We start from the raw sequence: 26,628 nt of genomic DNA on the forward strand, positions 1-26,628 counted from the left end.
GTGGGGGTCTGAATGCAGGGAAAATTGAACCCAACACAATGCTACCCCCTCAGTCATCTATATCTGGCAGATTACATCAGCCAACGCTACAGAGCCAAGAGCCCCCGAGGTTGCAACAACATTTGACCAAGACAATCGCCAACAAGCGCCGAATAAAGGTTATAAGGCATACATGCGGCATACATGGACATCACAAAGAAAAAAGGCCAACCGATGAAGGTTGGCCTTGATTCGCTTGGAACCCGCATGTAAGCTGGGTTTCCAGAGATGGTGCCCGGGGCCGGACTCGAACCGGCACGCCTTGCGGCGGGGGATTTTGAGTCCCCTGAGTCTACCAATTTCACCACCCGGGCGGTATTTGTGAAGACGCGAATTATTGCACATTTTTGACGCCATTTTTGGCTTTTTGGGGACTGGTGGTCAAAAGATTTTGGCTTGAGTGATCGGTGAGCGTTGGCAAGCGTGCCCCATTACTCGTCCTGAACCTGCGGACCCTGCCTGCCACTGAATTTCTCAGGGTGCTCAAGCCACGGTGCTGCCACGGTGATTGAACCAGAAAACCCAACCTGTGCGCCAGGGTTCTGGTCGCAGTTTTTGATGTACGAATTTAAGCTGTGGTTTTGGACCCAGCAAGTTGAAACAGATCGATTTTTTACAGCTGGCAGCACAGCTGCAAAGTAGCGGGCAAGCCCCTGCTGTGATCCCCGCCTCACTCAAACCGCTCAACATCACAGCCAGAAAAGAAACCACGCATCACCTGCGCGATGGTGAAGTGGTTTTGTATCTGCGAAGTGACAGCAAGGTCTGGCAGATGCGATACAAGCTGTCAGATCGCCAATGGCATTGCGTTAGCACACGGCAACGCAGACTCGACTGGGCAATGCGTGTGGCAGGCGAGCATTACGACCGTGCCCGTTTCCGCGAAGAAGAGGGCTTGCCGCAAAAGACCCGACGGTTTGATGCTGTAGCTCGTGAGTGTTGCAAGGCACTGGAGCAAGAAATTGAGCGTGGCATTAGACGCGAAACCAACAAAGACTACATACGCACCATTAACAAATACCTGGTGCCATTTTTTGGCAAGTTCATGCTCACAAACATCACGATTGAACGGGTCAGGGAGTATGAACAGTGGCGCAATGAGCAGATGGGGCGTGTGCCCATCTCCAGCACCTTGGCAACCCATGCCAGTGCCTACAGCAGGGTGGTTGACTACGCCATTGAACAAGGCTGGCTCAGTGATCGGGTGGCTATTCCCAAACTGAACCGCAAGGGCAAGAAAGGCTCAGCACGACCTGGCTTCAGCCGAGAAGAACTGGTCAAGCTCATGGCGTTCATGCCCGACTGGAGCAGGGGAGGCGAGCGCAAGAATCACAGAGAAATGCGGCTCCTGCTCAGGGACTATGTGGAGGTCCTGCTGGGCACGGGATGCCGCTCAGGCAGGGAAAGCATGGCTATGCAGTGGCGGCACTTGGAATGGCATGTGGATGCCAAGACTGGTCAGCGATACCTACGCATCTGGGTATCGGGCAAAACGGGTGGACGATGGCTGATTGCCAAGAATTGGGCAATTGAGGTGTTCACACGCTTGGCAGTTCGACAAGGCATTGGTGCTGACTTGGATCAGGCTATTGAAGCCAAGAGTGAGGCTTGGGTGTTTGCCACCAGTGGGGGCGTTAGACCCAACAGCCTGCACACATCTTTTGAGCTGTTGCTGGCGGATGCTGACATGCGTGTGGACCCCACAACAGGCAAGAACCGCAGCCTGTATTCCTTGCGGCACAGCTATGCAACTATGAGCCTGATGGATGGGCAAATGGACATGCACACCTTGGCTAAACAGATGGGCACTTCTATTGGCATGTTGGAGCAGCACTACAGCAAGATGACAGCAACCATGGCTGCTGACAGGTTGGCTTGAGCCTGACTTGTTAATGGGCTAGCATTGGGGTCAAATTTGGCCTGCAAACCTATTGAGATGAATCTCAAAATGAATGATCAAGAACTTATTGAGTTGAGCCCCACCGAGCGCGAAGCAAGGATTAGCAAAATTGAACATGACATGCACAAAATGTTCAAAGGCAGTATGACTGATACCAAGCGTGAGCAGCTGCAGTTGATCATTGATCGCGAACGAGCATTGGCAGACAAGCAAAGAAGCTCGCAAGATTAACCTTCTCAAGCTTGAGCGAAATGCGGAAATTCGGTGGTAACTGCCGAGCAGCACTACAGCAAGATCACACCGACCCGAAGCTGACTGGTGCAAAGGAAAAGGGCACCAGTTTCCCAGTGCCCCCTCCAACCTTCGTTTTTGTCCGAGTTTGTCTCCTCGAACCCCTGCCAGACCTCTAGATCAGGCAAGTGATTTCATTGAGTCACGCCACCAGCTTCGCTGGAACCGTGAGTTAGGAATTGTGATCATAGTGATTATGATAGGTGTCCCAGCAGGACTCTTATTTTGAGAGTTTGGGACGACTGACTGAAGCGACAGGCAAATATGGCGGCAGACAGGTTGGCTTGATCCGCTGACAAACCAGCATCTAGGACAAAGTAAATCGCCGCAGCAAGCGGTCAATTTCTGGGCCACTGGCGAGACGCCTTGGGAAGCCAGATTCAAACGGCTGCAGGGCTTGTTTGAACCGGCTATTTGCCTGTGCAAAAAATTGGGCTGCAGTTTTCAAGCGGTCTGGAGATCTTGGCCCCTGGTGATTTGCTCTAACCCAGAAAACTGCAAAAATCTTGTTTTAAACATGATACTTACCAAGCCTCGCAATACCTTCCAATCTTGTTTTCATGGACTGTAAAATTTTGTCTGCATCTAATGTGTCCATGTGATTCTCAACTTGTGCAAACAAGGCGTTATTGCGCACGAATTCTGGGCAATCTGTGCCAAGAATTTGAGAGACCAGTTTGTAGTGCCGCACTGTCAAATTGAGCCCTCTCATGAACAGCCAATAATTTTTAAAGACAGCAAGACCGCTGCGTAATTTTTTAAAGTCTTGAGAAGATGACATCCATACAACGTCATCAATCTCAAAAGAATATTTCGTTATAAAAAGCGAATTTAAATTTTGAGTGCTCACAACCAAGCAACTGCCTTGTCTTCTGTGGCGACTTGAGCATCCCTGTGAAATTCTTCGTGCAAGTGATTCCCTTTTTTCAAGAGCAGAATAGACCTTCTTACCTTTCGACATGAGCTCCATATCTGTTTGCGTTCCATAAATTAACCGAATGTCGCGAAACGTTACTGTTGATTCTGCTTTGAAAAAGACATAGGCTTGTGGGTATTTCATAGTCAGCTCCGGATGTTTGAAATTTTGATCACATTGGACTGGCCAGCTTTACGCGCTTGATTGGCGCTCATGACCACATCGCTGAATATTGACCGTGCAGAACCTCTACCAGCTTGGACTACTTGGTCCAATGTTGCGTCCGGCGGTGCCACCAAACCTGACTGGGTGTAGATGCGCCGCAGTATGGGTCGCCAGTGCTGCGCTGGGGGCACATTCATGTCAATCAATACGCTTCGGTTTTGAACGCCCGGATCAACCTCGTTCAAGTGGTTGGTGGTCATGATGAACACCACATTGGTTCGGTTCATCAGGGCCTTAAAAGATGCCTTGGCTGCATCGGTCAGCAAATCCACTTCATCCAGTACAACATAATGCAGACCACTGGAATTCCAGGATACAAAGCTGGTGGCGTTTTGAATGCTGTTGATCAAGCCCACGCCGTTTTGGCCTTGAATGCAAGGGTGATAACTTTGGGCTGGATCAGTCGTATCTGCCAAATCTCCCGTTGGTATGCTGCTGGCGGTTGGATCTGATTTGGCTGTCTCAATCAAGCCGGGCAGCAAGTTGGCCATGGTGGTTTTGCCGGTGCCATAAAGACCATGCAGCACGATACCGTTGACGCCGTTGTCCGGAAATGACAGGGTGGCATCCAAGATGCTGTCTAACTTGAATCGACTCGATTGTTGAAGTGCAAAGTCATTGAGACATTGCGGCGGTGTGACCTTTACTGAATTGATGTGTGCTGTGGCCATGGTGGCGTCTCCATTGGTTGAAACGAATTGGGTGACCACACTGGCGTGATCACCCGTGGGTGGACTGCATCAGGTCAAGCAGCTTTAAGGGCTGCGCGAGCGGCAGCGCGTTGCTCATCCACAGCGTTTTGCTCTTCTTGCAGCTGGCGAGCTTTTTCTTGCTCGGCGCCCACACTGGCAAAGGTCGCCAGAGCACTGTTGATGACAGATTTGTTCTGTACAACCTTGCGAACAGCAAAAGTGCCATCGTCTTCGCGCGTTGCCAGAAGAACCACACCTTCTTCAAGGCTCTCAGTGGAATAGTTGGCATTCAGCGAATCGCCCGATACGGTAGCCAGCACATCACCACCAAGGACCGAGCGGCCCAAAGCGGCTTTGTCTTTGACCGACTTGGGTTTCTTGGTGTTGCTGCGCCGAACTTCCTCAATACCGCCGTTGTCTCTAAAAAACTTGGGTAACTCCATCACTTGTTTTTTCTCGGCAATAGCCACTTTCAGGGCTGATGCATAGGCGTTGACCCGGCGGCGGTCTACACCAAACACGCACTTGACGATCTTGGTAATCAATGGTGTGGCATCTGTGAACTTGAGGCCCTTGGCATCGATGTAATTGGCCAAACCTTTTTTGAGGCCTTTGGCTGCTACACCCGTACCAGACATGGCGTTATTCAATGAATAGCAATGCTGGAGGAGGGCGTAAAGGCCGTCGTTGGCAGAGGCCAATTCGTTGTTTTCCCAATCTACGCGCTGCGTGACCAGCGTGTCTATGGCTTCGCCAATGGATTGCTCGGGGTTGCCTTTTGTCAAAAGATTACCGATATTGACGGCAAATGCGCTGGGTCGTTCCGTCGTTGGAACTGCCGCTGCCAAAGTTGATGCTTCTGTGGCTTGAGTTTGATCACTCATGAAGTTCTCCAAAAAATGTGAATGGAATGTGCGGCAATCACCATGACAGCCACACCCCGATTTCAGCTTTTGGTTAAGCCAATGAATACATACAAAAAGGGTTAACAAAAAAAGTTAGTAAATCTTCGGAAGGGGTATTGGGCAATGGTGGCAAATCTGCTGACTGGGCTTGCTCGGTCAACCAAACGGCATCTGGTCGCGGCAATGACCTCCGCACGACTTTTCTATAACTATTTGCGATTGAGCCCAAGTTACGCGGCAGGCTGCCTACATGGACTGCGCAGCACGGGCAGCAAATTAAATCGGCACGGTGCAAAAGTTCTTGCCTGTGTGAACAAGTACCGTGATGTGCATAAAACCAGTTTTGATGACTGGGCGGCTGGTGCGGGCAGTGTGCGCATCAATGCTCCAAGCCCCATGCCTGAGATAGTCACTGCTCAAACGCTGGCGGTTGGGCATCAGTCGGATTTGTTTCTCCGCTTTCCATACGGGCGAAATGCCATGCCTCAGCTGGAGCTTTTGGCCATGATTGCCTCTATGGTGCCAACAGCGGCGAAAGGCAGACCCGACCGCCAAGATTACGCGGTCTTGAGATTGACCCCAGTGCTACAGAAAAATCTCTGGCGTGATGTCTACCTTGCCTACCTGATCAAAAATTACCCCGAGGCAGAGCTTTGGCGGTTAGGTGCAGAGGCCATGCTGGTTGACAGATTCATCGGCAAGGTAGAGCCTATGGGGCGTCGCATGAATTCCAGTCAAGACTACGAGCGCCGATTATTGGTGGCCATGGTTGTAAGACACAGAGCATGGGCGGCAAACATCTCTGAATATGCAGCCATCGACAAATTTCCCTGCAAAGAGGCCTTGCCTAATGATCAGCAATGCCTTGAGCTGCAAGCCATAGACTTATTGCCACATCTGACTTCCCACTCGTTGGAAGAGTCCATGTACGCTAGAAGGCAGGTGATACGCTGCACTGGTGCGGTAGGCATGGTCTCGGCAGAGCCATCACTCAAACACCAGGGCTTATTGTTTTGACCCATTCTTGTCAAGGCTGGTGGATTGCATGTCCGCCAATAGGAAGCAGGGCGGAACATGGAGTGGCCCCTGCTATCAAGTGTCGGGTGAACCGACACTTGGTGTTACGCCTCTTGTTAAGTTGAGTATTGAGTAATGCAGCCAGCTTTACACCAATGCCACTGCACGGCGAAGCATGTCGTCTGATGCATCGATGTAGCCAATTGTGGTTGAGATGTTGCGGTGCCCCATGGCACGCATCAGTACCCGAACCCCGACACCTTTCGAACTCAGTGAAGTGGCAAATGATCGGCGGCCGCTGTGGCTGGATGCCCCATCAATACCCGCGCCCTTGTAGAGCTGCAAAAAGTATTGGGCCAGTGTGTTGGCTGTAAATCCGCGCTTTGGCTCCTTTTGCGTGGCAAAAAACGCCCAATGCGCTTCGCGTCTTTTGGCGGTGCAGACATAGGCTTCCAGTTCTTTAAGCAGTTTGGGGCTCAAAAACACGATGCGCGGGTGGCCGCCCTTGGTTTGATCGGCGTTTAGGCGGATTTCATCTTTGACGCGGCCTTCTGCGTTGACAACATCACCCCAGGTTAGGGCAGCAACTTCACCAACCCGCATGCCCGCAAGGTGGGTTAAAAGCAGCATAGCCCTGTTACGCGCTGCGTGCGCCCGGCTCGCTATGTAGTCCTGCACCCGGCGCAATTCCTGCGCTGTAAGCGTTTTTGCTTTGCCCATGAGCTGTTCCTCCGAAATCACATAAAAGCAGTGCTTTATTGTGTTTTATTTGGTTCGGTCTGGGCAACCTGAGTCCGTCCATGCTGTCGGGTCAATGAAATCAACAACTTACGCTAAAACCAAAGGAAATGTGTATTTTGTGTGTTTTAAATTCGCATGGTTCGGGGTAGTGCTTTGCAATATTGATCACAGAATTAGCTGTCTGTTGAAGATGTTTGGAAAGTGAGACGCAAGTCTTTTTATGTTTTTTGCGGGAATGCTGGTTGCAGGCCTGCTGACAAAATTGGTCGATATTTTTCAGCAAAGGACTGCAAAACTCAGTTGAGCGCAATGCGTGAGCTTGTAATTAATTTTGCAGGTGAAACTGTTTATAAGCAATTCACTGAAATCTATCGAATCCAGCGAATGGGCTTTTGGCACGCCTGTCCAGGAGCTAACCGCTAAACAATCCGCTCGACCAACCAAAAAGTGCCTACGACCAAAGACAATACGCCGGCTGCGCGCTGCCAGAAGGCGTCGCTCTTGTCTGCATACAGCCGGCGCAGCACCAGCACCAGGGCATACAAAGCAAGGGCCACAGAAATTTGCCCAACCTCAATCCCCAAGTTAAAACCCACAATGCTCCACACCGGATAGGGGCTTAGGGCAATTAGCTGGCTGGCGCCTTCTTCTCGCATGGCAGACGCAAAGCCCAATCCGTGCACCAGGCCCAGGACAAACACTATCAGCAACTCCCACTTCAGCACTACCTTCACACGCAGCAGATGCAATGCAGACACCAGAACAATGGACGCGGCGATGGCCTGTTCCACCAACGTTGAAGACACGCTGACCCAGCCCATAGAGGCCAAGCCAAAGGTCACTCCATGCGCCAAGGTGAAAGCGGTGAGCAAGGCTGCCCAACGCCGAACGCTGATACCGCTGGCCAAAAGCGCCACCAAAAAAACGACATGGTCGGCACCCCCCAAGATGTGTTCAAAACCATGGCGCGCAAAGTTGAGCACATGGCGCTGCACAGGGGCAAAAAACTCCAAACGTGATTGGCTTGGGGACAGCAGACCCACCTCTTCGGCCAGCGTTTTGCCTTCTTCGATGCGCGAGACCTTGACCTTGAGCGTTTCCACCACTGGTCCTGGTGCTCCGATTGACACCAAAGGCGTGCGGCTCCACAAGCCATATTCCAGAGTCACCACCTCAGGTAAGCGTTCCCATTCGGCGGCGCCAACAGCCACCAGTTGCGAGGGAGCCGACGACGATGACCCGGCGGCCAAGCTGCCAGGCGCTGCCGGGGTCAGCAGCATCTGGCTCCAGACAGCCTTGCGCCCGTCGCCCTCCAGGAGCACACCCCTTTGAACCTGCGCGATCAGGTCAGCCTGATGCGCCTGGATTTCTGCCCAATCGAGCACGCCGTCAGCGTTGTCATCGGCGCCGGTCAATGCCGCCACAGGTATGGCAATCACCGCAAAAACCTGCTTGCCTGTCAGGCTGAAAGTGCCATGACCCGTTTCCACAACATGGGCACTGAGTGCCAGAGGAGCAAGCCAGAATGAGCACTGCACAGCACGCCACAGGCTGCGAAAAAAACGACGGTACAAGCAATTGTTCATTTAAAAAAAGCTCACCAACAGGCCCGCAACATAGGGATGGGGCATAGGGTTGCAACATTCATTGGATTTACCATGCCTTTGCCGGCACCAACGCGCCACTCAAAAGGCAACGAATGTGTGGCAAAAGGCGGATTCCATTCACCAGCGACCCCACAAGCTCAGGGCAACTCAACAATGGCCATGGGAATCTGCTCGGTGAGCCAGAACTTGTCGTTGGGCAGGCTTACCTCGATGGGGTAAAGCGCAGTGGGCAGCTGCATTTGTACTACCCTGCTGATGGGTGTTTTGGCCTGCGCCTGGGCCAGTACGTTCACTGGGTCAAGGTGGGAGGCAGGGCTAGGTGGCATATTGAGCAGCAGCAGGCTGACTTTGAAAGATTGGCGCAGTAACTGTGTGTCGGGCAACTGCCACTTTTTGATGTTGACCTTTGCGCCCGAGGGTAAAGTGAAATAGGCTTTTGCGCCCAGGGCTGTCACGGCTTTGACGATTTCTTTGTCAAACGCAGGGTCAGGCAAGTCTGCGTAGCTTTGCAAGAAAGAGGGGAATGCCAGTTGAGGTGCCAGCAATTGGTGAAGCACTTGGGGCAGGTTCAAGGCAAAGGTGAAGTTCACGCTGTTGGCGGATTCGCGTTTCAACTCCAAGGCGTTGTAATGGGCCGGTGCCTGAGCCGCCGAGATGTTAGCAAAAGAAAAGAATAACGCGGCTGCTATACATGCAGCCGCCCTGTTCAAAAGAGGAAGCACAAGACCACCACTCAAGGTACCGTACCACCCATGTATTTGTTGGTATTCAGGCTGTTGACGGTACGGCTTCGGAAGTATGGAATCGTGTCAATCTTTCCAATATATGCCCCCTTCATCAACACATGCATGTCGCTTTTGAAGGAGGTAGACAAGCCATCCGGTTGGTAATTCGCCACAGTGTGCGCATGGTAATGGTAGCCAATACCGTCATGGTTATGGCCACCAAATTCATCCAATGTTCCATAACCCAGCATCGCGCTGTCAGTGGTGGTGCGGTATTTGCCAAAGAGTGCAATGCCGTCGTAACCAAAGCCAATAAGAGGCGGATGTGAGTTACCCGAATAGTCAGTATCGTTGTACAAACCCAGCCCTTGACCAGACTGATAGCCGTCTGCGTGGCAGTGCGGTCCACCACCACCCTGACCTACATGGCAACCACTGGCAGACAATTCACCCCTCAAGTGGGAAGGAACCAAGGTGTTATTGAACGCTGGATACATCACTGAGCCATCAATAAGCAGACCGTTATCAGCGATATCAGCATAGGTATAGGCATTTTTTGGCAGGGTCGTTGTACCTACCAAACCGCCAGCGTCACTCCACAAATTCGTTGTCAGAGTCACATTATCAGTAACTGCGCTTACCTGGCCATAATCTCGCATCGGAATCATAGTTATATAATTTTCGAGATTCGAGAATCGAGTAACTGCAGTACCACAAGTCCCAGAACATGGTGGACTAGGAATGTCTTTTAGCCCGTTTGGCGAGGCTTGATTACCGTAGCTAACGACGACCATGAAGGGATGGTATACACCACTACTGTCCATTTCGTTAGTGAAATAAACATAAGGAACAAGATTTTGACCAGGTGTGCCGTCTGAAATGGCATCACTCACCAAAGTGTTGGCCAAGAGAGCGTTCCGAAATGAGGTGTAGAGCTCTGGGGCGTAGCGCAAGCTTCCACCATTGCTTACGACCGCCGTCCTTATAAGTGCCAAACGAGCCGCGGCATTTGCCTTGGTTGTCTCATTTGCCCCCTTAGAAGATACCTGGTTGCTGTAAGTGGAATTCACACCCGAGGCGATTTGCGCTTCATACGCCGTTGTTGTTGAAACCTTGTTTATGAAAGAGGCGGCTCCTGTGGTGACAAAGCTGGTCGCCATTGGATCCATGAAAGTTGGAATGCCCAGGTTGAGAGGCGTGGAAAACAGGTAAAAGTCTGTTCCCGTTGACGCCAGAGAATAAACGCCAGAGGCTTGACTGACATACTTGTCAGTGTAGTTGCTAGCCAAGGTGTAAGTTGCAGCAAAGGTGCTTGAATCGTAGCTGTATGTGTACCGGCTTTGGGCCTTCAACTTTTTGGTGCTCGCATTGTATGAAAAGGTCACGAAACCGTAGGTCGTAGCCGCTTTGCCAAAATTATTTCTGAATTTCAGTTTGGAATCTGTTGGATCTACGTCGATGGAGTTGTTGGGGTGCAAATGCGAGTCAAGCCTGTAGTAGCCGCTGCCAGTGGGGTATTCCACCAATTGAATAGTTTTGGTGAGGTAATCTTTGTAGGTTGCAGCCGTGGCAAGGGTGCCTGATAACGCAGAATACCCAGTTGTCGCACTGTAAGTATCGCCAATGGCAAGGTAGTTTGAAGAAGTGCTTGCCGTACTGGCGTCAGAAATCATATAACGCGAGCGGTTAGTGACCGTGCTGGTGGAGGCAAGAGTAGAGCTTGGTGTAAGTGTCCGCGTGATGGTGGCGGCAAAGTTGGAGGGCGTTGCATAGCTCGACACCGATGCAGCCAACGGCGTCACGCTAACCAACCCGGACGCGGACCCTGTGCCGACGCTGTTGGTCGCCTTTACCGTGCAGGTATATGAGGCGCTATTGGTCAGACCGGAAACGGTGATAGGACTGCTGGAGGACGTGCCGGTGACGGCAGTCGCTGAGCCCGTCACACAAGAAGCCGTATATGCAGTGATGTTCGCGCCTCCGTTGGAAGATGGCTCCGAAAACGCGATGCTCGCCTGGCTACTTCCTGCCGTTGCTGCTCCAATCGTGGGTGCACCGGGAACTGACGCTGCAGCCAGCGGCGTCACGATGACCGACCCAGAGGCGGACCCAGTGCCCACGCTGTTGGTGGCAGTTACCGTGCAAGTGTAAGCGGCGCTATTGGTCAGGCCGGTTACAGTGATAGGGCTGCTGGAAGCCGTGCCTGTGAGGGCTGTCACAGCGCCCGTCACACAAGAAGCCGTATATGCAGTGATGTTCGTGCCTCCGTTGGAAGATGGCTCCGAAAACGCGATGCTCGCTTGACCGCTTCCTGCCGTTGCCGCTCCAATAGTGGGTGCGCCTGGAACTGAGTTTGTGCTGGTTGTCGAACTTCCACCACCACCACCACAAGCCACCAACAACGGCAGGATCATTGCTGCCACTGAAAGCAATTTAAAACGTCCACTCATAAATTACCCCTTATATTAGGTAGATTACCTCAACTTTTGGACACCCTATCACATTGAGATCTGAATTCCTCAAAAATGCTCACAGGTCAGGTTTGTGGAAGTACCATCACTTACTTCAACCAACAACCGTACTAGAGTTCTTCTGTAGCGCGGCAGCCAAATACAACCAAACCTAATGTGTGCGGATATGGCAAATGTCGGTGACCCAGGCTTTTTCTGGCTCATCACACTGGAATTGATGCTCCAGTTGATTGGGGATCACTTGCTGTACGTCTATTCTTGCTAAAGGTTGCCTCCAGCGTAGCCCCCTTTCAGCCTAATTCCGTAATTCGCGCAAGCCTTAACCAAAAACGCAAAACTCGGCCTTAACCTAGTTTTTGTGACCAGAAAATCTGTGCATTGCACCCAAAGATCATTTACTTTAGGGCTGATTTGAAGGGCGCTTAAGTGGAGCATTGAGCCAAACATCTGCTGGCCCTTGTCATGAGGTGTCGGTTCACCCGACACTTTGAGTTGTGCCCATTGTGATGGAGCGTCGGTTATTGCGGTCAGAGCTTGACCATTGCCTTGGCTCAAACAGCCATCAGTCCTTGCCATTTGTGGTCCTCCAGTTCAAACACGGCCACGCATTCATTTACCGATATCTCAGACGCGCCAATACATTGAGCGAACTTGCGTTCGCTAGTGACTTCGCCATCCCTGTCGCTCTTGCAGAGCTCAGTGATCGGCTCATCACCGATGTCTACTTCGTAGTTCGAAAGCTCAATGTGACCCAATGGTTTAACGAGAATTTTTTGATTTACAGATGTTTTCTTCTGTGTCTGATCAGTGATGTTTGACTTGGGACTTTCGATAGATTCAACCCACACTGAGCCTTCTTGATCAGGCTCAGCATGGGCAAGGCTCGGTCTTTCGATGAGTTCTTTACTCCACAGCACTTGAGCACAACCATCAGCATGGGAAGGGCGGTTTCGCGGTCTCCTTTTACGTGCAGCTTCAAAATGAAACGCAACTTGCGAGGACAGCCAAAGTGCCAACTGTCCGCGGTGTTCGCAAGTTGCGGTGTGGTCTGCAGAGCTTGCTCGTGATTCGAAGGGCTAGGCCCCACAATCTTTGTGCTGAAAATATTCGTTCGCTTCTTGAGTCAATTGGCCAGCAACCGCCAACAGCATCCTTCTCGGGTAGTGACTACAAGTCTCCGCTACCGCTCGGAATTTCCGTCCCTGCGAACACCACTGTCCAGGTTTAGGGCGTCATTGCAACTGAGTGACGCAGCTCTTTTTTCTCGGTAGAGATTGCAGGCTTCAACTGTTCTTCGATCCACCCGCTGTGTTTATTTATCACCGAGGCAAAACCCACTGCTAAAACTGGCTGTTTTTGATGGGTTTTCCAATGTCCCGCCAAGAGCTCGGGATACCAAGCCACGGCGGTTGCCCAGACCCCGTGGTCGATCACACAATTGTCTGTGCTTTACATACATTTGAAAGGAAAAGCACATGTCCACAGCATCCTCAACACCAGTTGCATTCTTGCAATCACTCAAGGTCACAGCGGCCAAGAAAGCCGTTGGCAACAACCCACAAGTACTGCGCCGCATGAAGTTGGCCCGTAAGATGTGGGAGCAAATCCAGTTGGCCAAAAGTCAAGCAGATGGAACTAACTTCACCATGACCCGTTTTCGCTCTGTCACTGATCCCGATGGCCGTCGCCGCAGTGTTGAAGTTCCACGCCGTGTCCGTGCATGGTGGTGGACTACTGAGGCCAATAAATTGGCCCTGAACATCCGGTATGGCGCCCGCAAGATTGAAATTAGCAAGGGCAAAAGTGCAGTTGAGATTGCCAGTATTTCCGAACTCGTGCCCACACTGGAACTGATCAAACAGGCCGTGGAAGCTGGCGAGCTGGACGCGCAGATCGAAGCCGCTGCGGTCAAACTTCGCGAAGGCTTTGCGAAATAAAACCACTCGGGGAGAGTGACGATAAATATGGGTATGAACAAATACCTCGTCACCCTCCGCATCAACGGGCAGTTGATCAAGTCAGTTGTTTCGGCCAACTCTGCGGTGCATGCTCGCTTGCTATGTCAGTACCAGTTTGGCATGGGTTGCGTGCATGTGGCTCCCACCCAACTTAGCAGCGAGGGGGATGACTATCCCTTGCTGGATGACCTCAAGCCGCTCACAAGCACAACCATTAAGCTCAGACCGCCCAAGCCACCCAAGACCGCAACCATCAAGCCCGCCAAGCCACCCACACCAGAGCAGATGCGGGTCACACAGTTAAAGGCTAATGTGGATCGCCAGAAAGAGGCACTGAAGCAGGAGCGTGAGAGACAAAAGCGGCAACGAGAAGCTGAGCAGGCGCGCAGGGGGCAGGGTGGCTATTGATCAGATCACTTTGCTGGCCTCAAAGCACTTGCCGAAATGTACGAAAACCGCCTGAAATCACGGTATTTGCATCGAAAAATGGACTGTTTTTGAAATCACGGCCAGACGGATGACAGGCTATGCAGAAATACTTTTCTCATTTTTCTTACACGCTTGAACAAAAGCTCGATGTCCTCATGCGGGAGGTGGTTTGGGTTTTTATGTTGGTTGCCGTGTAATCAGGCATTCACAATGTTTACAGGCCGTCATTACAGTTCATTTGATCTAACACCTGATCCAAGTGATTTTGTACTTTTGTATTGTTATGGAAAGTTCGTTCGTAAAAGCAAAAAACATGCTTTGCAATATAAATTTGTGCAAATGTAAAATCTTACAAATGGATTCATGATCAAACCCATTTGCAAAAAGGTACTTGCTGTGAAAGTCGAAATAAAATCAAATTTTTCACTGCTGCCATTGTTGTTCTCAATGTTTAGTCTGACAGCTGTTGGAGCTGTATTGATGTCGCCAGCATGGGCGCAAAGCGGCAAAAAACAAATGTCATGCAAGTTGCAGTCTGACAAAGTCAAGGGCAAAGAGCGAACATGCATTTACGTGTGCGAAGACAAGTCGCTTGAAGGGCGTACCCGCAAACCTGAAAGCTCTTGTCCCTCGTCCATAAACAGTACAAGAAGTTAAAAATACCGGTATCACCTTCGATCGAGATTGACTTTGTCTTACTCATCTCAAGTGCCTCAAACCAATCCCTGACGTCTCCAACAGAGATGCCCAAGGCTCGTGCAAGCTGTACTCTCAAATTGAGAGTTGCCCAGCTCGATGTCCAGAAACGGGACGTTTGAGCAGCCAAAAAATAGCTGAAAATTTTGAGGAATTTGGAGGGCTTTTTCAGCGTGATTTTGTGCTGAAAAAATCGTGTGCTTTTGGCGTCAGCGTTCTACATTGCGTAGGACACTTTTTTGTAGCCTTGCTGCAACCCACGTAAACTGTAGTGTTTACTAGGGTATTCACATTTTTGAGTCCCCTGAGTCTACCAATTTCACCACCCGGGCGGTATTTGTGAAGACGCAAATTATGGCACAAATTTGACGTGGATTGCGCTCTCGAGTGGGCTTTTCATAAAAGATTTTGATGGGGCCTCAGGGCTGCTGTTGAGAGCCCATGACTTCCACTTCAACACGACGATCTGCGCGCAGACAGGTGATCAGCGCCCTGGTGGCATGGGTGCCTTTGCAATCGCTGGTCATCGTGACGGGCTGTTGCGCCCCCACGCCTGTTGCGCTGATTTTGTCAGTCGGGATGCCGCCCATTTGCACCAGGTAAATTTTGACCGCCTCGGCACGCCTTTGGGACAGCTTGGCGTTGTAAGCGGGGCTGCCCAAGCGGTCTGTGTGTCCTGTGATTTGTACCGCGTCGATGTTGACGGGGCGCAGTTCCTGAATCAGTTTGTTCAAGGCATTTTAGCCATCGGCCTGAAGTTGATCTTGGTCGAAGTCAAACAGTGAATCGGCTTCGAGTTTGATTTTGACCCAGGGTGCAGGTGCGACGGGTGTAGGCGGTGGTGTGACAGGTCTGGGCACTGCGGCGGGTTCAGGTGCGGGCATAAGGGCAGGAGCCGCAATGGGCTCAACAGGCGCCGAAACAGGTTCTGCCATTGGCACATAGGGGGTGGAGACTGCCGTTTTGACTTGGGTTGCCGGTCCACCAAAACGGTAAACCAAGCCCAAAGTCACCAGGTCCACATCGCCACGGCGGCCCACTGCATCGTTGACGCGGTAACGTTCAGCTTCCAGCCTCAAGCTCAATGAGGGGGTGAGGGCGTTTTGCGTGCCCAGGCCGTATTTGTAGTTGGTTTCCCTCCGGCTGGATGTGGGGTCACTCACGGCAACAGCGCCAGTGCTGCTGAAACGGGCTTGAGTTTGGGCATGGGCTGCACCCACCCGCCCCATCAACGACCAACGCTCGGTGACCGGCAAGGTGCCGACCAGGTCCAGGTTCAAGCCCCGGATGCGGGCGGAGCCCGTCAGAGTGGCATTGGGAGAAGTGGTGGCATTGAAGCCAAATCGACCCAAGTCAAAGTACCCTGCTTCCACAGCCCAGTTGGGATGGATGGGGAAACCCCAGTAGGCTTTGTAGCCAGTATCGTGGCGGTCCTCGGCCAAAGTCGTGGTGCGTGTGCCCACTGCGTAGCTGACGGTGCCAGCGACAGGGGTGTCACCCAAGGTGGTTTTCAGGGTGAAACTGTTGGTTTCCAGGCTGGCGGGGGCCATTTCCTCACTGAATGTGACCGTCACTTGTGTGTTGGTCGCGGCCACGGCATCTTGTGCAGGCACTTGCTGCGTGACGGTAGGCGGTGTGCTGTCGGTGCTTGAACCGGTTTCAAATGACCAAGAAAAGGCGAGGGGCAAAGCGATGCCATCGGTGTCTTGTGCGCCGGTGGTGATGGTGGCGGTGCACAGTGTGCTCACGGGCAGATGGGCTGCTGGCGACAGCGTGGCCACGCGGCTGTTGGCGTCGTAGCTGACGCTGCTTTCAATAGCTGCGCCTGCAGGGCACTGGAGTGTGAAGGTGTTGGTGCTGATGCTGTCCGGGCTCATCGCCTTGTTGAAGGTGGCGGTCACGCGGGTGTTGACGGCGACGCCGGTGACCACGGGTGTTCGGGCCAAGGGTGCCGTGGCACTGACGCTGGGGGCCAGCGAGATGCGGTTATCCATCCCCAAAATAGGATCTTTGCCACCGCCGCATGCGGTGATCAGCAGTGTTGACACCAAGGCCCAACACCAAGCTTTGGTGTTGGGGCGCATTTCGAAAGTGCACATAAAAAACTCCTGTATCGGTGTTCTGGGACGACATCAAACGGGGCCACGAACGTGTGGTTGCGTGGTGGCTGCGCGTGCAAAGTGAGCCAAAACCAAGCAGCCCACGCCCTCTGAGCAGTTTGTGCCTGGGCCAGGATGAATTCAGTGCGTTGAGACACATTGCGCCAGAGATCGCAGCACCTCCGGGGCTTTAGGCCGCGTCATCTTTTGGAAACCCGAAGGGCCGGGTTTTTGAACAGGGCGTTGGCAAGAAGGCGGGTTTCTACGGTCGTTTCCGGCGGGCTCACTGCCATCAGGGGCGTTCAAGTTATGGCAAAGTACGGCCATGATTTATCCAACCATTGAAGATGCGATCGGCAAAACACCTGTGGTGGCATTGCAGCGCTTGGGAGCAGCCGATTGCGCTGCGCGGGGCAATGTGATCTTGGGAAAGCTCGAGGGCAACAATCCGGCTGGATCCGTGAAAGACCGGCCCGCCTTGTCGATGATTCGTCGGGCTGAAGAGCGCGGCGAGATCAAGCCCGGAGACACCTTGATCGAGGCGACATCCGGCAACACCGGAATCGCTCTGGCCATGGCGGCGGCCATCAAGGGTTACCGCATGGTCTTGATCATGCCGGAGGACCTTTCAATTGAACGCGCCCAGACCATGAAGGCGTTTGGTGCCGAGTTGATCCTCACGCCCAAGAGCGGCGGCATGGAATACGCCCGCGACTTGGCCGACAACATGGCCGCGCAAGGCAAGGGCCGCATCCTGGACCAGTTTGCCAATGCCGACAACCCGCGCATCCATTACGAAACCACCGGTCCCGAGATCTGGGAGCAAACGGGCGGCAAGGTCACTCACTTTGTGAGTGCCATGGGCACGACCGGCACCATCACGGGCGTGTCGCGGTTTTTGAAAGAAAAGAACCCGGCCATCCGCATCATTGGTGCCCAGCCCAGTGAGGGCTCGCGCATTCCGGGCATCCGCAAGTGGCCTGAGGAATACCTGCCCAAAATTTACGATCCGAGCCAGGTGGACGAGCTGATTTACGTGAGCCAAAACGACGCTGAGGAAACCTGCCGCCAGATGGCGCGGACCGAAGGCATCTTTGCCGGCATCTCGGCGGCCGGTGCTTGCTGGGTGGCCCAGCAAGTGGCCAAAACGGCGCAAAACGCCACCATCGTGTTCATTGTGTGTGATCGCGGTGACCGCTATTTGTCCACGGGTGTTTTCCCCGCCTGACTGGAGTCTTCATGGCCGAATACCGTTTTTGCCCCATGTGTGCCAGTCCTTTGGCCTGGCTTTCGCAAATGGAAGACGGGGGCGAGACGATGCGCCTGCGTTGCACCGCCTGCGACTTCACCCACTGGAACAACCCCACGCCGGTGCTGGCGGGCATCGTGCAAGTGGGCGACCAGATTTTGCTGGCCCGCAATGCCGCTTGGCCTGGGCGGCGCTTTGCGCTGATCACCGGTTTCATGGAGGCTGGCGAAACACCCGAAGAAGGCATCACCCGCGAGATTGCCGAAGAAACCAACCTGAAGGTGTCTGCCCTCAAGCTGATCGGCGTCTACGACTTCCAGCGCATGAACCAGGTGATCATTGCCTACCATGCGGTGGCCGAAGGCGAGGTGCGTTTGTCGCCCGAGTTGGCCGAGTACAAGATGTTCAACTTCCAGGATTTGATCTGCTGGCCTGCAGGCACCGGTTACGCCTTGGGTGACTGGCTGCGCACCATCGGGATTGAACCTAAGTTCATGACATGGGAAGAGCGTGCCGCGCAGAGCCAGGAAGCGAATCAGGACACATGATGCAGATCGACAAAGAAATAGACACCAGCGGCCTGAATTGCCCTTTGCCCATTTTGAAGGCCAAAAAGGCCTTGAACGAGATGAGCAGTGGTCAGGTGCTCAAAGTGACGGCAACTGACCCGGGTGCTTGGCGCGATTTTGAGGCCTTTGCCCGGCAGACCGGCAACGATTTGCTGATGCAGGAAAAGACCGAAACGGCGTTTGTGTTTGCCCTCAAACGCCGCTGACTCGAGGGCGCTGCAAGGTGCGTAACACCCAAGCGGCTCATGGATCGCTTCGTTCCTCGCGATGACATTTAATTCACGGTTCGCTTCGTTCTTCGCGATGGCATTTAATTCATGGATCGCTTCGTGCCTCGCGATGACACTTCAATTCGTGGATCGCTGACTGCCACGCGATGACACCTTAAACCTTCACGGTGTCCAACACAGCCGTCACTGCGAGGAGCGCAGCGACGCGGCAGTCCATGGACGACTGAATTCACGGATCGCTTCGTGCCTCGCGTTGACACTTCAATTCGTGGATCGCTGAGTGCCACGCGATGACACCTTAAACCGTCATGGTGTCCAACACAGCCCTCACTGCGAGGAGCGCAGCGACGCGGCAGTCCACGGACGACTGAATTCATGGGTCGCTTCGTGCCTCGCGATGACACTTCAATTCATGGATCGCTTCTTACTACACGATGACACCGCAATGAAGTGGTGGCTCCCGCTCTTGCGATGACCGAGTGACAGGCTGAGGTGGGTTAGAGGCTCAAACCTTTGAGGTAGCTGCGGAACGCCGCGCCCACCTGCGAGTGCTGCAAAGCCAGCTCCACCGTGGCTTCCAGAAAGCCTTCCTTGCTGCCACAGTCGTAACGCTTGCCTTGGTATTGGAATGCGTACACCGCTTCGCGCTGCATCAGGCGTGCGATGGCATCGGTTAATTGAATCTCGCCGCCTACGCCTGTGGGTTGGTTGCGGATCTCGTCAAAAATGCCCGGCGTGAGGATATAGCGACCGGCCACACCCATGCGTGAAGGCGCTTGGTCAGGGCTGGGTTTTTCCACGATTTGCTCGACACGGATGAGTTGTTTGCCCGCCGATTCACCAGCCACGATGCCGTAGCGCTTGACCTGATCGAGTGGCACTTCTTGCACCGCCAAGACCGAGCGGCCTTGCTTGGTGTAGGCGTCAACCATTTGAGACAAGATGGATGGGCCTTGGTTGACCATCAGGTCATCGGCCAGCAGCACCGCAAAAGGCTCATTGCCCACCAGCGGCTCGGCGCAGAGCACGGCGTGGCCCAGGCCCAACATGCGGTTTTGGCGCACGTAGGCGCACACCATGTCATCGGGTTGCACCGAGCGCACCAAGGCCAAAAGTTCGTCTTTGTGCGCCGCTTCGAGTTCGCTTTCGAGCTCGTAAGCGGTGTCAAAGTGGTCTTCGATGGCGCGCTTGCTGCGGCCTGTGACAAAGATCATGTGGCGCACCCCCGCCGCATAGGCTTCTTCCACCGCGTACTGGATCAGCGGCTTGTCGACCACCGGCAGCATCTCTTTGGGTGCGGCTTTGGTGGCTGGCAAAAAGCGCGTGCCCAGACCTGCAACAGGGAACACGGCTTTGCGGATGACGTTGTGGCTCATGGGGGTGTCCTTGGTGTGCAGGCGATCAGCCTAGGCGTTGCAGTTGCTGGCGGATTTTGTCGAGTGTGGCGCCAAAGTCAGCCACGCGCTTTCTGGTTTCGTCGAGCACGGCTGGTGGGGCTTTGGCCACAAAAGCCTCATTGCCGAGCTTGGCGTTGGCCTTGGTGATTTCACCTTCCAGACGAGCCGCTTCTTTGGTCAGGCGGATTTTTTCAGCGGCCACGTCCACTTCGATGAACAGGCACAAACGCGCTTCGCCCACCACGGCCACGGGTGCGGCTTGTGCAGCTGCGGCCCATTCGGCTTCGGTGTCAAACACTTTGACTTCGCTCAGTTTGGCCAATGACTGCAACACGGGTGCCACGCTTTGCATGAAGGTGGTGTCACCCAGTACATACAGGGGCATGCGGGTGGCGGGCGAGACGTTCATTTCGCCGCGCAGGTTGCGGCAAGCGTCCACCAGGGTCTTGAGCTTGGCCACATGCGCTTCGGCTGCTTCGTCGATGCGCTCTGGCTGGCTCACGGGGTAGGCCGCGATGCTGACCGATTCGCCCGGACGCCCTGCCACCACCGACACTTTTTGCCAGAGTTCTTCGGTGATGAACGGGATGATCGGGTGCGCCAAACGCATGATGGTTTCGAGTGTGCGGATCAAGGTGCGACGTGTCGCGCGTTTTTGGGCGTCGTCGCCGGTGTTGATTTGTACCTTGGCGATTTCGAGGTACCAGTCGCAGAACTCGTTCCACACGAAGTCGTAAATTGTGTTGGCCACGTTGTCCAGGCGGTACTCAGCAAAGCCTTTGGCCACGTCGGCTTCGACGCGTTGCAGCTGCGAGCTGATCCAGCGGTCGGCCTGGCTGAACGACATGTAGCCGTGCACCGGGCCACCGACTTCGCATTCGGCCTTGGTGTGCTCCTTCAAGCCGCAGTCCTGGCCTTCGCAGTTCATCAGCACAAAGCGGGTGGCGTTCCACAGTTTGTTGCAGAAGTTGCGGTAACCCTCACAGCGTTTGGAGTCAAAGTTGATGCTGCGGCCCAATGAGGCTAGGGCCGCAAAGGTGAAACGCAGCGCGTCAGCGCCATAGGCCGGGATGCCTTCGGGGAATTCTTTTTCGGTCTGTTTGCGCACCTTGGGGGCGGTCTCGGGCTTGCGCAGGCCTTGGGTGCGTTTGTCGAGCAGGGGTTCAAGCGTGATGCCGTCGATCAAGTCCACCGGGTCGAGCACGTTGCCTTCGGACTTGCTCATCTTTTTGCCTTGGGCGTCGAGCACCAGGCCGTGGATGTAGACATGCTTGAAGGGCACTTTGCCGGTGAAGTGCGTGGTCATCATGATCATCCGGGCGACCCAGAAGAAGATGATGTCGTAGCCTGTCACCAAAACGGAGGAAGGCAGGTAGAGGTCGTAATCGCTTTGGCTGTTGTTGGCGTTGACGTTCGTTCCGCTGGCGAGCGTGCCGGAATCGGTCTGGCTCATACTCGCTTCGCTCGCAAAGTCGCTGCGCCCGGTTCCGGCACGTTCGCCAGCTGCGTTGTCTGCAACTTTCTCGTTGTGGGGCCAACCCATGGTGCTGAATGGGACCAAGGCGCTTGAATACCAAGTGTCCAGCACGTCTTCGTCGCGCTTGAGGGTCTTGCCCGGGGCCTTGGCTTGGGCCTCGGCTTCATTGCGGGCCACATAGACGTTGCCATCTTCGTCGTACCAGGCGGGGATCTGGTGGCCCCACCAGAGTTGGCGTGAGATGCACCAGTCCTGGATGTTGTTCATCCACTGGTTGTAAGTGTTGACCCAGTTCTCGGGCACAAAGCTCACTTGGCCGGACTGCACAGCGTCGATGGCTTTTTGGGCGATGCTTTTGCCGGTGGCGTCGCCTTGGCCCACTTGGTTCATGGCCACAAACCACTGGTCGGTCAGCATGGGCTCAATCACCTGGCCGGTGCGGGCGCAGCGGGGCACCATCAGCTTGTGTTTTTTCACTTCGACCAAAGCGCCAGCTGCTTCCAGATCCGCCACCACGGCCTTGCGGGCCACGAAGCGATCGAGGCCTCGGTATTTCTCGGGCGCGTTGTGGTTGATTGTGGCGTCGAGGTTCAACACGCAGATCATCTCCAGCTTGTGGCGCTGGCCGACTTGGTAGTCGTTGGTGTCGTGCGCGGGCGTGACTTTCACTACGCCTGTTCCAAAGTCCTTGTCGACGTAGTCGTCGGCAATCACGGGGATGGTGCGGCCGCACAGTGGCAGGTTGACCTGTTGGCCGATGAGGTGTTGGTAACGCTCGTCTTCGGGGTGCACCATCACGGCCACGTCGCCCAGCAGGGTTTCGGGGCGGGTGGTGGCCACCGTCAAGCTGCCAGAACCATCGGCCAAGTCATAGCGGATGTGCCACATCGAGCCGTCTTCTTCGGCACTTTCCACTTCCAGGTCTGACACGGCGCTTTGCAGCACCGGGTCCCAGTTCACCAGGCGCTTGCCACGGTAAATAAGGCCTTGTTCATAGAGCTGCACAAAGGTTTCGGTCACGGTTTTGGACAGCTTGGGGTCCATCGTGAAGTATTCGCGGCTCCAGTCCACGCTGTCGCCCATGCGGCGCATCTGGTTGGTGATGGTGCTGCCCGATTCCTCTTTCCACTCCCACACCTTGCTCACAAAATTCTTGCGTGCTTCGGCTGGCGTGGGGCCCATGTCGTGGCGGCTGATGCCTTTGGCTTGCAGCTGGCGCTCCACCACGATTTGGGTGGCAATGCCCGCGTGGTCGGTGCCGGGAATCCAGGCGGTGTTAAAGCCCATCATGCGGTGGTAGCGGGTCAGGCTGTCCATGATGGTCTGGTTGAACGCATGGCCCATGTGCAGTGTGCCGGTCACGTTGGGCGGCGGCAGCTGGATGGCGAAGGCGGGGGCGTCAGCCACAGGCGCTTGGGTGCCCCGGAAACCGGCCACACCGTAGCCACGTTTTTCCCACTCGGGGCCCCAGTGGGCTTCCAGTGCTGCAGGTTCAAACGATTTGGACAGGCTCTCAAGGCCGGGCTGTGTGACCGGGGTAGCGGGTGCGTTGCTCATGGCGGGGTCTTTTTGAAAAAGAAAGCGGCTTTTCGAGTGCCGCGCAAGACCATTGAGGTCTGTAAGGTTGTCTTGATTTTACCCAGCCCGCCTTTATTCTTTGGAGCCGGTGTTTGCGCTCCTGCTGGTGTTGTCCAAGCTAGGAAAAACCCGGGGGTGGTTGTTGATGACGATCAACTTTCGGTCTTGATAGCCTTGCTTTATCCATCCCATTGCATCAATCTATTTGAAGACCGATGGGTTTCGGTCTAACCTAATCGTTCTCTGGCGATCCTGCCAGGGCAATCGACTCAAAATCCACTAGGAGATATCCATGGCAGCACTCAAAGGCTCGCGCACGGAACAATGCCTGAAAGACGCCTTCGCAGGCGAATCCCAGGCCAACCGTCGCTATTTGTACTTCGCAAACAAAGCTGACGTTGAAGGTCAGAACGACGTGGCAGCCCTGTTCCGTTCCACCGCTGAAGGTGAAACAGGCCACGCCCACGGTCACCTGGAATTCCTGGAGCAATCCGGCGATCCAGCAACCGGCATGCCCATTGGCTCGACACGTGACAACCTGGCTTCGGCTGTGGCTGGCGAAACCCACGAGTACACCGACATGTACCCCGGCATGGCCAAGACCGCTCGCGAAGAGGGTTTTGACGAAATCGCCGACTGGTTCGAGACCCTGGCCAAGGCTGAGCGTTCACACGCCAACCGTTACCAGAAAGCCTTGAACGAATTGGTGGATTGATTCCTCCGGTCCGTGAGCCCGCTGCACCGCAAGGCGCAGCGGGTTTTTCTCAGGGCTCTGGTCACAGAGTTTTCAGAAAAATCAGCTAAAAATCCCCAAGGAGCACAGCATGGCCAAAGAAGGCAACCTCGAAGCCCCCACACGACACGCCCTCGGCTGGGAGAGCCCCGACTTCTACAACGAAGAAAAGTGCTTCGACGAATTGGAGCGCATTTTTGACATCTGCCACGGTTGCCGCCGTTGTGTGAGCCTGTGCAATTCCTTTCCCACCTTGTTTGACCTAGTGGACGAGTCCAGCACCATGGAAGTCGATGGCGTGGACAAGAAGGACTACTGGAAAGTGGTGGACCAGTGTTTCATGTGCGACCTGTGCTACATGACCAAATGCCCCTACACACCACCGCACGAGTGGAACCTGGACTTCCCGCATACCATGCTGCGGGCTAAGGCCATCAAGTTCAAAAAAGGCGAAGTAGGTGCGGCCGAAAAGTTTTTGGCCTCCACCGACACCCACGGTTCGTTTGCGGGTATTCCGATCGTGGTGCAAGCCGTCAACGCCCTCAACAAGACCGAAGCGGCACGCAGCGTCATGGAAAGTGTGGCGGGCGTGGACAAAAACGCCTGGCTGCCTTCTTTGGCCACCCAGAAATTCCGCTCCAGCGCCCCGGATGCCAAGGCCTCCAAAGTGGTGGACGGTGAGAAAACACCCGGCAAAGTGGCGATCTATTCCACCTGCTACATCAATTACAACGAGCCCGGCATTGGCCATGATCTGCTGAAGATCCTTGACCACAACGATATCCCGTATGTGCTGGTCGAGAAAGAAAAATGCTGCGGCATGCCCAAGCTGGAGTTGGGCGATCTGGACTCGGTCAAGGACTCCAAGGAAGCCAACATCCCGGTACTGGCCAAGTACGCCAAAGACGGCTTTGCCATCATGGCGGCGGTGCCCAGCTGCGCCTTGATGTTCAAGCAGGAAATCCCGCTGATGTTCCCCGATTGCGCCGACACCCAGTTGGTCAAAGAAGCCATGTGGGACCCGTTTGAGTACTTCATGGCCCGCAAGCGCGATGGCTTGCTCAAGACAGAATTCCCGCAAAAGCTGGGCAATGTGAGTTACCAAATTCCTTGCCATGGCCGGGTGCAAAATATCGGCAAAAAGACCGAGGAAATGCTCAAGATGATCCCGGACACCGAGATCAACACCATCGAGCGCTGCTCGGGTCATGCTGGCACCTACGGCGTCAAAAAAGGCTCACACGAGATGGCGATGAAGATCGGTAAACCCGTGTTCAAGGCCATGGCCACCATGAAAGATGGCTCCAAGCCCGACTTCATCAGCTCCGACTGTCCGCTGGGCGGTCACCACATTGCCCAGGGCTTTGAGGTCAATGGCCTCGGTGCCCCTGAACTGAACCACCCCTTGACCCTGGTGCGCAAAGCCTACGGTCTCAAATAAGGAATACTGCCATGCAACTGACCGGAAAAATCACGCCTGAGACTCTGATGACCTTGGAGGCTTACACCAAGTGGCGCAAGGTTCATAAGCCCGAGGTGATCGCCCACCGCAAGCTGCGCAGCGTGCAGTTGGGTGAGCACATCAATGTGCAGTTCGAGAGCGAAACCACCATCCGCTACCAGATCCAAGAGATGCTCCGCATCGAAAAAGTCTTCGAAGAAGAAGGCATCCTGCAAGAGATCGACGCATATGCCCCGTTGGTGCCGGACGGCAGCAACTGGAAAGCCACCATGATGATCGAGTACACCGACATCAACGAACGCCGCCGCGAGCTGGCCAAGTTGATCGGCGTGGAAGACCGCATGTTTGTGGAGGTGGAAGGCCACGGCCGCGTATATGCGATTGCCGACGAAGACTTGGACCGCGAAACCGATGAAAAGACCTCAGCGGTTCACTTTCTCCGCTTTGAGTTGAAGCCTGTCATGTGCGCTGCCATCAAGGCGGGTGCGGGTGTCAAGCTTGGGTGCGATCACACCCACTATCCTTCACACATCGACATGGCCCCAGACACGCTGGCCAGCCTGGCAGGCGACTTGAAATAAGTCTCGGCTCAAAGCCCCAGCAGCGCCGGGTCACCCTGACCCAGGCGCAACACTTGAGCGGGCTCATCGGTCATGTCGATCACGGTGGTGGCTTGCAAAGTGCAGGCTCCGGCGTCAATGACCGCACCCAGCTGGTGTTCCAGCCGTTCGCGAATCTCCTGCGGGTCATTCAAAGGGTCATCCTCTGTGGGCATGATCAAGGTGGCGGCCAGCAATGGCGCTCCATGCAGGGACAGCAACTCTTGCAGCACTTTGTGTTCGGGCACACGCAGGCCAATGGTTTTGCGTTGGGGGTGGCTCACGCGGCGCGGCACTTCCTTGGTGGCTTCCAAAATGAAGGTGAAGGGCCCGGGCGTGGCTTGTTTGATGGCGCGAAACTGCCGGTTATCCACCCGCGCATAGTTGGCCAACTCACTCAGGTCGCGGCACAGCAGCGTCAGGTGGTGTTTGTCGTCCACCTCCCGGATGCGGCGCAGTTGGTCGGCGGCGTTTTTGTCGTCCAGATGGCAGACCAGAGCGTAGCTGGAGTCGGTGGGCACGGCCAGTACCTTGCCTTGGTTGAGTAACGCCACCGCTTGCTTGAGCAGGCGGGTTTGGGGGTTGTCGGGGTGAACGGTGAAAAACTGGGCCATGGATGTTGG

Annotated in this window: 24 protein-coding genes and 1 tRNA gene; 11 read left to right on the forward strand and 14 right to left on the reverse strand. The window is 54.5% G+C overall.

Going from position 1 to position 26,628, the window contains the following annotated elements; genetic code table 11:
- Positions 1 to 268: 268 nt before the first annotated feature.
- Positions 269 to 353, reverse strand: a tRNA-Leu gene (locus tag B9Z50_RS16445).
- A gap of 281 nt (positions 354 to 634) precedes the next feature.
- Here B9Z50_RS16445 and B9Z50_RS16450 point away from each other — a divergent pair.
- Both B9Z50_RS16450 and B9Z50_RS16455 read left to right on the forward strand, forming a co-directional pair.
- A complete protein-coding gene (locus tag B9Z50_RS16450) occupies positions 635 to 1,918 on the forward strand; it encodes an integrase (protein ID WP_108365846.1) in 1,284 nt (427 codons plus the stop codon).
- A 69-nt stretch (positions 1,919 to 1,987) separates the two neighbouring features.
- Positions 1,988 to 2,170, forward strand: a complete 183-nt coding sequence (locus B9Z50_RS16455) for a hypothetical protein (RefSeq protein ID WP_146183239.1) — start codon at positions 1,988 to 1,990, stop codon at positions 2,168 to 2,170.
- A gap of 571 nt (positions 2,171 to 2,741) precedes the next feature.
- Here the strand turns inward: B9Z50_RS16455 and B9Z50_RS17515 are convergent.
- From B9Z50_RS17515 to B9Z50_RS16470, 3 genes are all read right to left on the reverse strand, one after another.
- A complete protein-coding gene (locus B9Z50_RS17515; protein ID WP_146183240.1) occupies positions 2,742 to 3,290 on the reverse strand; it encodes a hypothetical protein in 549 nt (182 codons plus the stop codon).
- A gap of 2 nt (positions 3,291 to 3,292) precedes the next feature.
- A complete protein-coding gene (locus tag B9Z50_RS16465; RefSeq protein ID WP_108365849.1) occupies positions 3,293 to 4,042 on the reverse strand; it encodes an ATP-binding protein in 750 nt (249 codons plus the stop codon).
- A 74-nt stretch (positions 4,043 to 4,116) separates the two neighbouring features.
- Complete coding sequence (locus tag B9Z50_RS16470) at positions 4,117 to 5,055, reverse strand: hypothetical protein (protein WP_146183241.1); 939 nt, start codon at positions 5,053 to 5,055, stop codon at positions 4,117 to 4,119.
- Positions 5,056 to 5,151: 96 nt separating this feature from the next.
- Here B9Z50_RS16470 and B9Z50_RS17520 point away from each other — a divergent pair, with 96 nt between their 5' ends.
- Complete coding sequence (locus B9Z50_RS17520) at positions 5,152 to 5,985, forward strand: hypothetical protein (protein WP_146183242.1); 834 nt, start codon at positions 5,152 to 5,154, stop codon at positions 5,983 to 5,985.
- 147 nt (positions 5,986 to 6,132) lie between these two features.
- Here B9Z50_RS17520 and B9Z50_RS16480 read toward each other — a convergent pair whose 3' ends face one another.
- The 5 genes from B9Z50_RS16480 to B9Z50_RS16500 form a co-directional block, all read right to left on the reverse strand.
- On the reverse strand, positions 6,133 to 6,705 hold the full coding sequence (locus tag B9Z50_RS16480; protein WP_108365852.1) for a site-specific integrase: 573 nt from the start codon (positions 6,703 to 6,705) through the stop codon (positions 6,133 to 6,135).
- Between the two features lie 440 nt (positions 6,706 to 7,145).
- A complete protein-coding gene (locus B9Z50_RS16485) occupies positions 7,146 to 8,312 on the reverse strand; it encodes a HupE/UreJ family protein (protein WP_108365853.1) in 1,167 nt (388 codons plus the stop codon).
- A 158-nt stretch (positions 8,313 to 8,470) separates the two neighbouring features.
- Positions 8,471 to 8,947, reverse strand: a complete 477-nt coding sequence (locus B9Z50_RS16490; protein WP_108365854.1) for a hypothetical protein — start codon at positions 8,945 to 8,947, stop codon at positions 8,471 to 8,473.
- Positions 8,948 to 9,066: 119 nt separating this feature from the next.
- Positions 9,067 to 11,508: a fibronectin type III domain-containing protein gene (locus B9Z50_RS16495; RefSeq protein ID WP_108365855.1), complete on the reverse strand. Its 2,442-nt coding sequence runs from the start codon at positions 11,506 to 11,508 to the stop codon at positions 9,067 to 9,069.
- A 572-nt stretch (positions 11,509 to 12,080) separates the two neighbouring features.
- Positions 12,081 to 12,545, reverse strand: coding sequence for a hypothetical protein (locus B9Z50_RS16500; RefSeq protein ID WP_146183244.1), 465 nt, complete (start codon positions 12,543 to 12,545; stop codon positions 12,081 to 12,083).
- Between the two features lie 459 nt (positions 12,546 to 13,004).
- On the opposite strand from B9Z50_RS16500, the gene B9Z50_RS16510 reads away from it, so the two are divergent.
- Both B9Z50_RS16510 and B9Z50_RS16515 read left to right on the forward strand, forming a co-directional pair.
- The gene (locus B9Z50_RS16510) at positions 13,005 to 13,466 is read left to right on the forward strand and encodes a DUF6641 family protein (protein WP_108365858.1); all 462 of its coding nucleotides are present in this window, start codon (positions 13,005 to 13,007) and stop codon (positions 13,464 to 13,466) included.
- 33 nt (positions 13,467 to 13,499) lie between these two features.
- Positions 13,500 to 13,895: a hypothetical protein gene (locus B9Z50_RS16515; protein ID WP_146183245.1), complete on the forward strand. Its 396-nt coding sequence runs from the start codon at positions 13,500 to 13,502 to the stop codon at positions 13,893 to 13,895.
- Positions 13,896 to 15,031: 1,136 nt separating this feature from the next.
- Here the strand turns inward: B9Z50_RS16515 and B9Z50_RS16520 are convergent.
- A complete protein-coding gene (locus B9Z50_RS16520) occupies positions 15,032 to 15,346 on the reverse strand; it encodes an OmpA family protein (protein ID WP_108365860.1) in 315 nt (104 codons plus the stop codon).
- A 6-nt stretch (positions 15,347 to 15,352) separates the two neighbouring features.
- On the reverse strand, positions 15,353 to 16,711 hold the full coding sequence (locus B9Z50_RS16525) for an Ig-like domain-containing protein (RefSeq protein WP_108365861.1): 1,359 nt from the start codon (positions 16,709 to 16,711) through the stop codon (positions 15,353 to 15,355).
- 325 nt (positions 16,712 to 17,036) lie between these two features.
- Between B9Z50_RS16525 and cysM the strand changes: the two genes are divergently transcribed.
- Genes cysM through B9Z50_RS16540 form a run of 3 tightly spaced genes read left to right on the forward strand, consistent with a single transcriptional unit; the run spans position 17,037 to position 18,735 of the window.
- A complete protein-coding gene (cysM, locus tag B9Z50_RS16530) occupies positions 17,037 to 17,939 on the forward strand; it encodes a cysteine synthase CysM (RefSeq protein WP_108365862.1) in 903 nt (300 codons plus the stop codon).
- Between the two features lie 11 nt (positions 17,940 to 17,950).
- Positions 17,951 to 18,508, forward strand: coding sequence for an NUDIX domain-containing protein (locus B9Z50_RS16535; protein ID WP_108365863.1), 558 nt, complete (start codon positions 17,951 to 17,953; stop codon positions 18,506 to 18,508).
- A complete protein-coding gene (locus tag B9Z50_RS16540) occupies positions 18,508 to 18,735 on the forward strand; it encodes a sulfurtransferase TusA family protein (protein WP_194945191.1) in 228 nt (75 codons plus the stop codon). Before B9Z50_RS16535 ends, B9Z50_RS16540 begins: the two co-directional genes overlap by 1 nt.
- Before the next feature lie 521 nt (positions 18,736 to 19,256).
- Here the strand turns inward: B9Z50_RS16540 and galU are convergent.
- Positions 19,257 to 20,135: a UTP--glucose-1-phosphate uridylyltransferase GalU gene (gene galU, locus B9Z50_RS16545; protein WP_108365864.1), complete on the reverse strand. Its 879-nt coding sequence runs from the start codon at positions 20,133 to 20,135 to the stop codon at positions 19,257 to 19,259.
- Positions 20,136 to 20,160: 25 nt separating this feature from the next.
- Positions 20,161 to 23,190 carry a valine--tRNA ligase gene (locus B9Z50_RS16550; RefSeq protein ID WP_108365865.1) on the reverse strand — a complete coding sequence of 1,010 codons (3,030 nt, stop codon included), beginning with the start codon at positions 23,188 to 23,190 and terminating at the stop codon, positions 20,161 to 20,163.
- Positions 23,191 to 23,503: 313 nt separating this feature from the next.
- Between B9Z50_RS16550 and B9Z50_RS16555 the strand changes: the two genes are divergently transcribed.
- The 3 genes from B9Z50_RS16555 (at position 23,504) to B9Z50_RS16565 (ending at position 25,987) form a co-directional block, all read left to right on the forward strand.
- Positions 23,504 to 23,926 carry a rubrerythrin family protein gene (locus B9Z50_RS16555; RefSeq protein WP_062408037.1) on the forward strand — a complete coding sequence of 141 codons (423 nt, stop codon included), beginning with the start codon at positions 23,504 to 23,506 and terminating at the stop codon, positions 23,924 to 23,926.
- Between the two features lie 109 nt (positions 23,927 to 24,035).
- A complete protein-coding gene (locus B9Z50_RS16560; protein ID WP_108365866.1) occupies positions 24,036 to 25,385 on the forward strand; it encodes a (Fe-S)-binding protein in 1,350 nt (449 codons plus the stop codon).
- 11 nt (positions 25,386 to 25,396) lie between these two features.
- Complete coding sequence (locus B9Z50_RS16565) at positions 25,397 to 25,987, forward strand: DUF3501 family protein (RefSeq protein ID WP_062406112.1); 591 nt, start codon at positions 25,397 to 25,399, stop codon at positions 25,985 to 25,987.
- A gap of 8 nt (positions 25,988 to 25,995) precedes the next feature.
- Here B9Z50_RS16565 and B9Z50_RS16570 read toward each other — a convergent pair whose 3' ends face one another.
- The gene (locus B9Z50_RS16570; protein WP_108365867.1) at positions 25,996 to 26,619 is read right to left on the reverse strand and encodes an L-threonylcarbamoyladenylate synthase; all 624 of its coding nucleotides are present in this window, start codon (positions 26,617 to 26,619) and stop codon (positions 25,996 to 25,998) included.
- Positions 26,620 to 26,628: the final 9 nt, after the last annotated feature.

This window comes from Limnohabitans sp. Bal53 (assembly GCF_003063355.1).
GTDB lineage: Bacteria > Pseudomonadota > Gammaproteobacteria > Burkholderiales > Burkholderiaceae_C > Limnohabitans_A.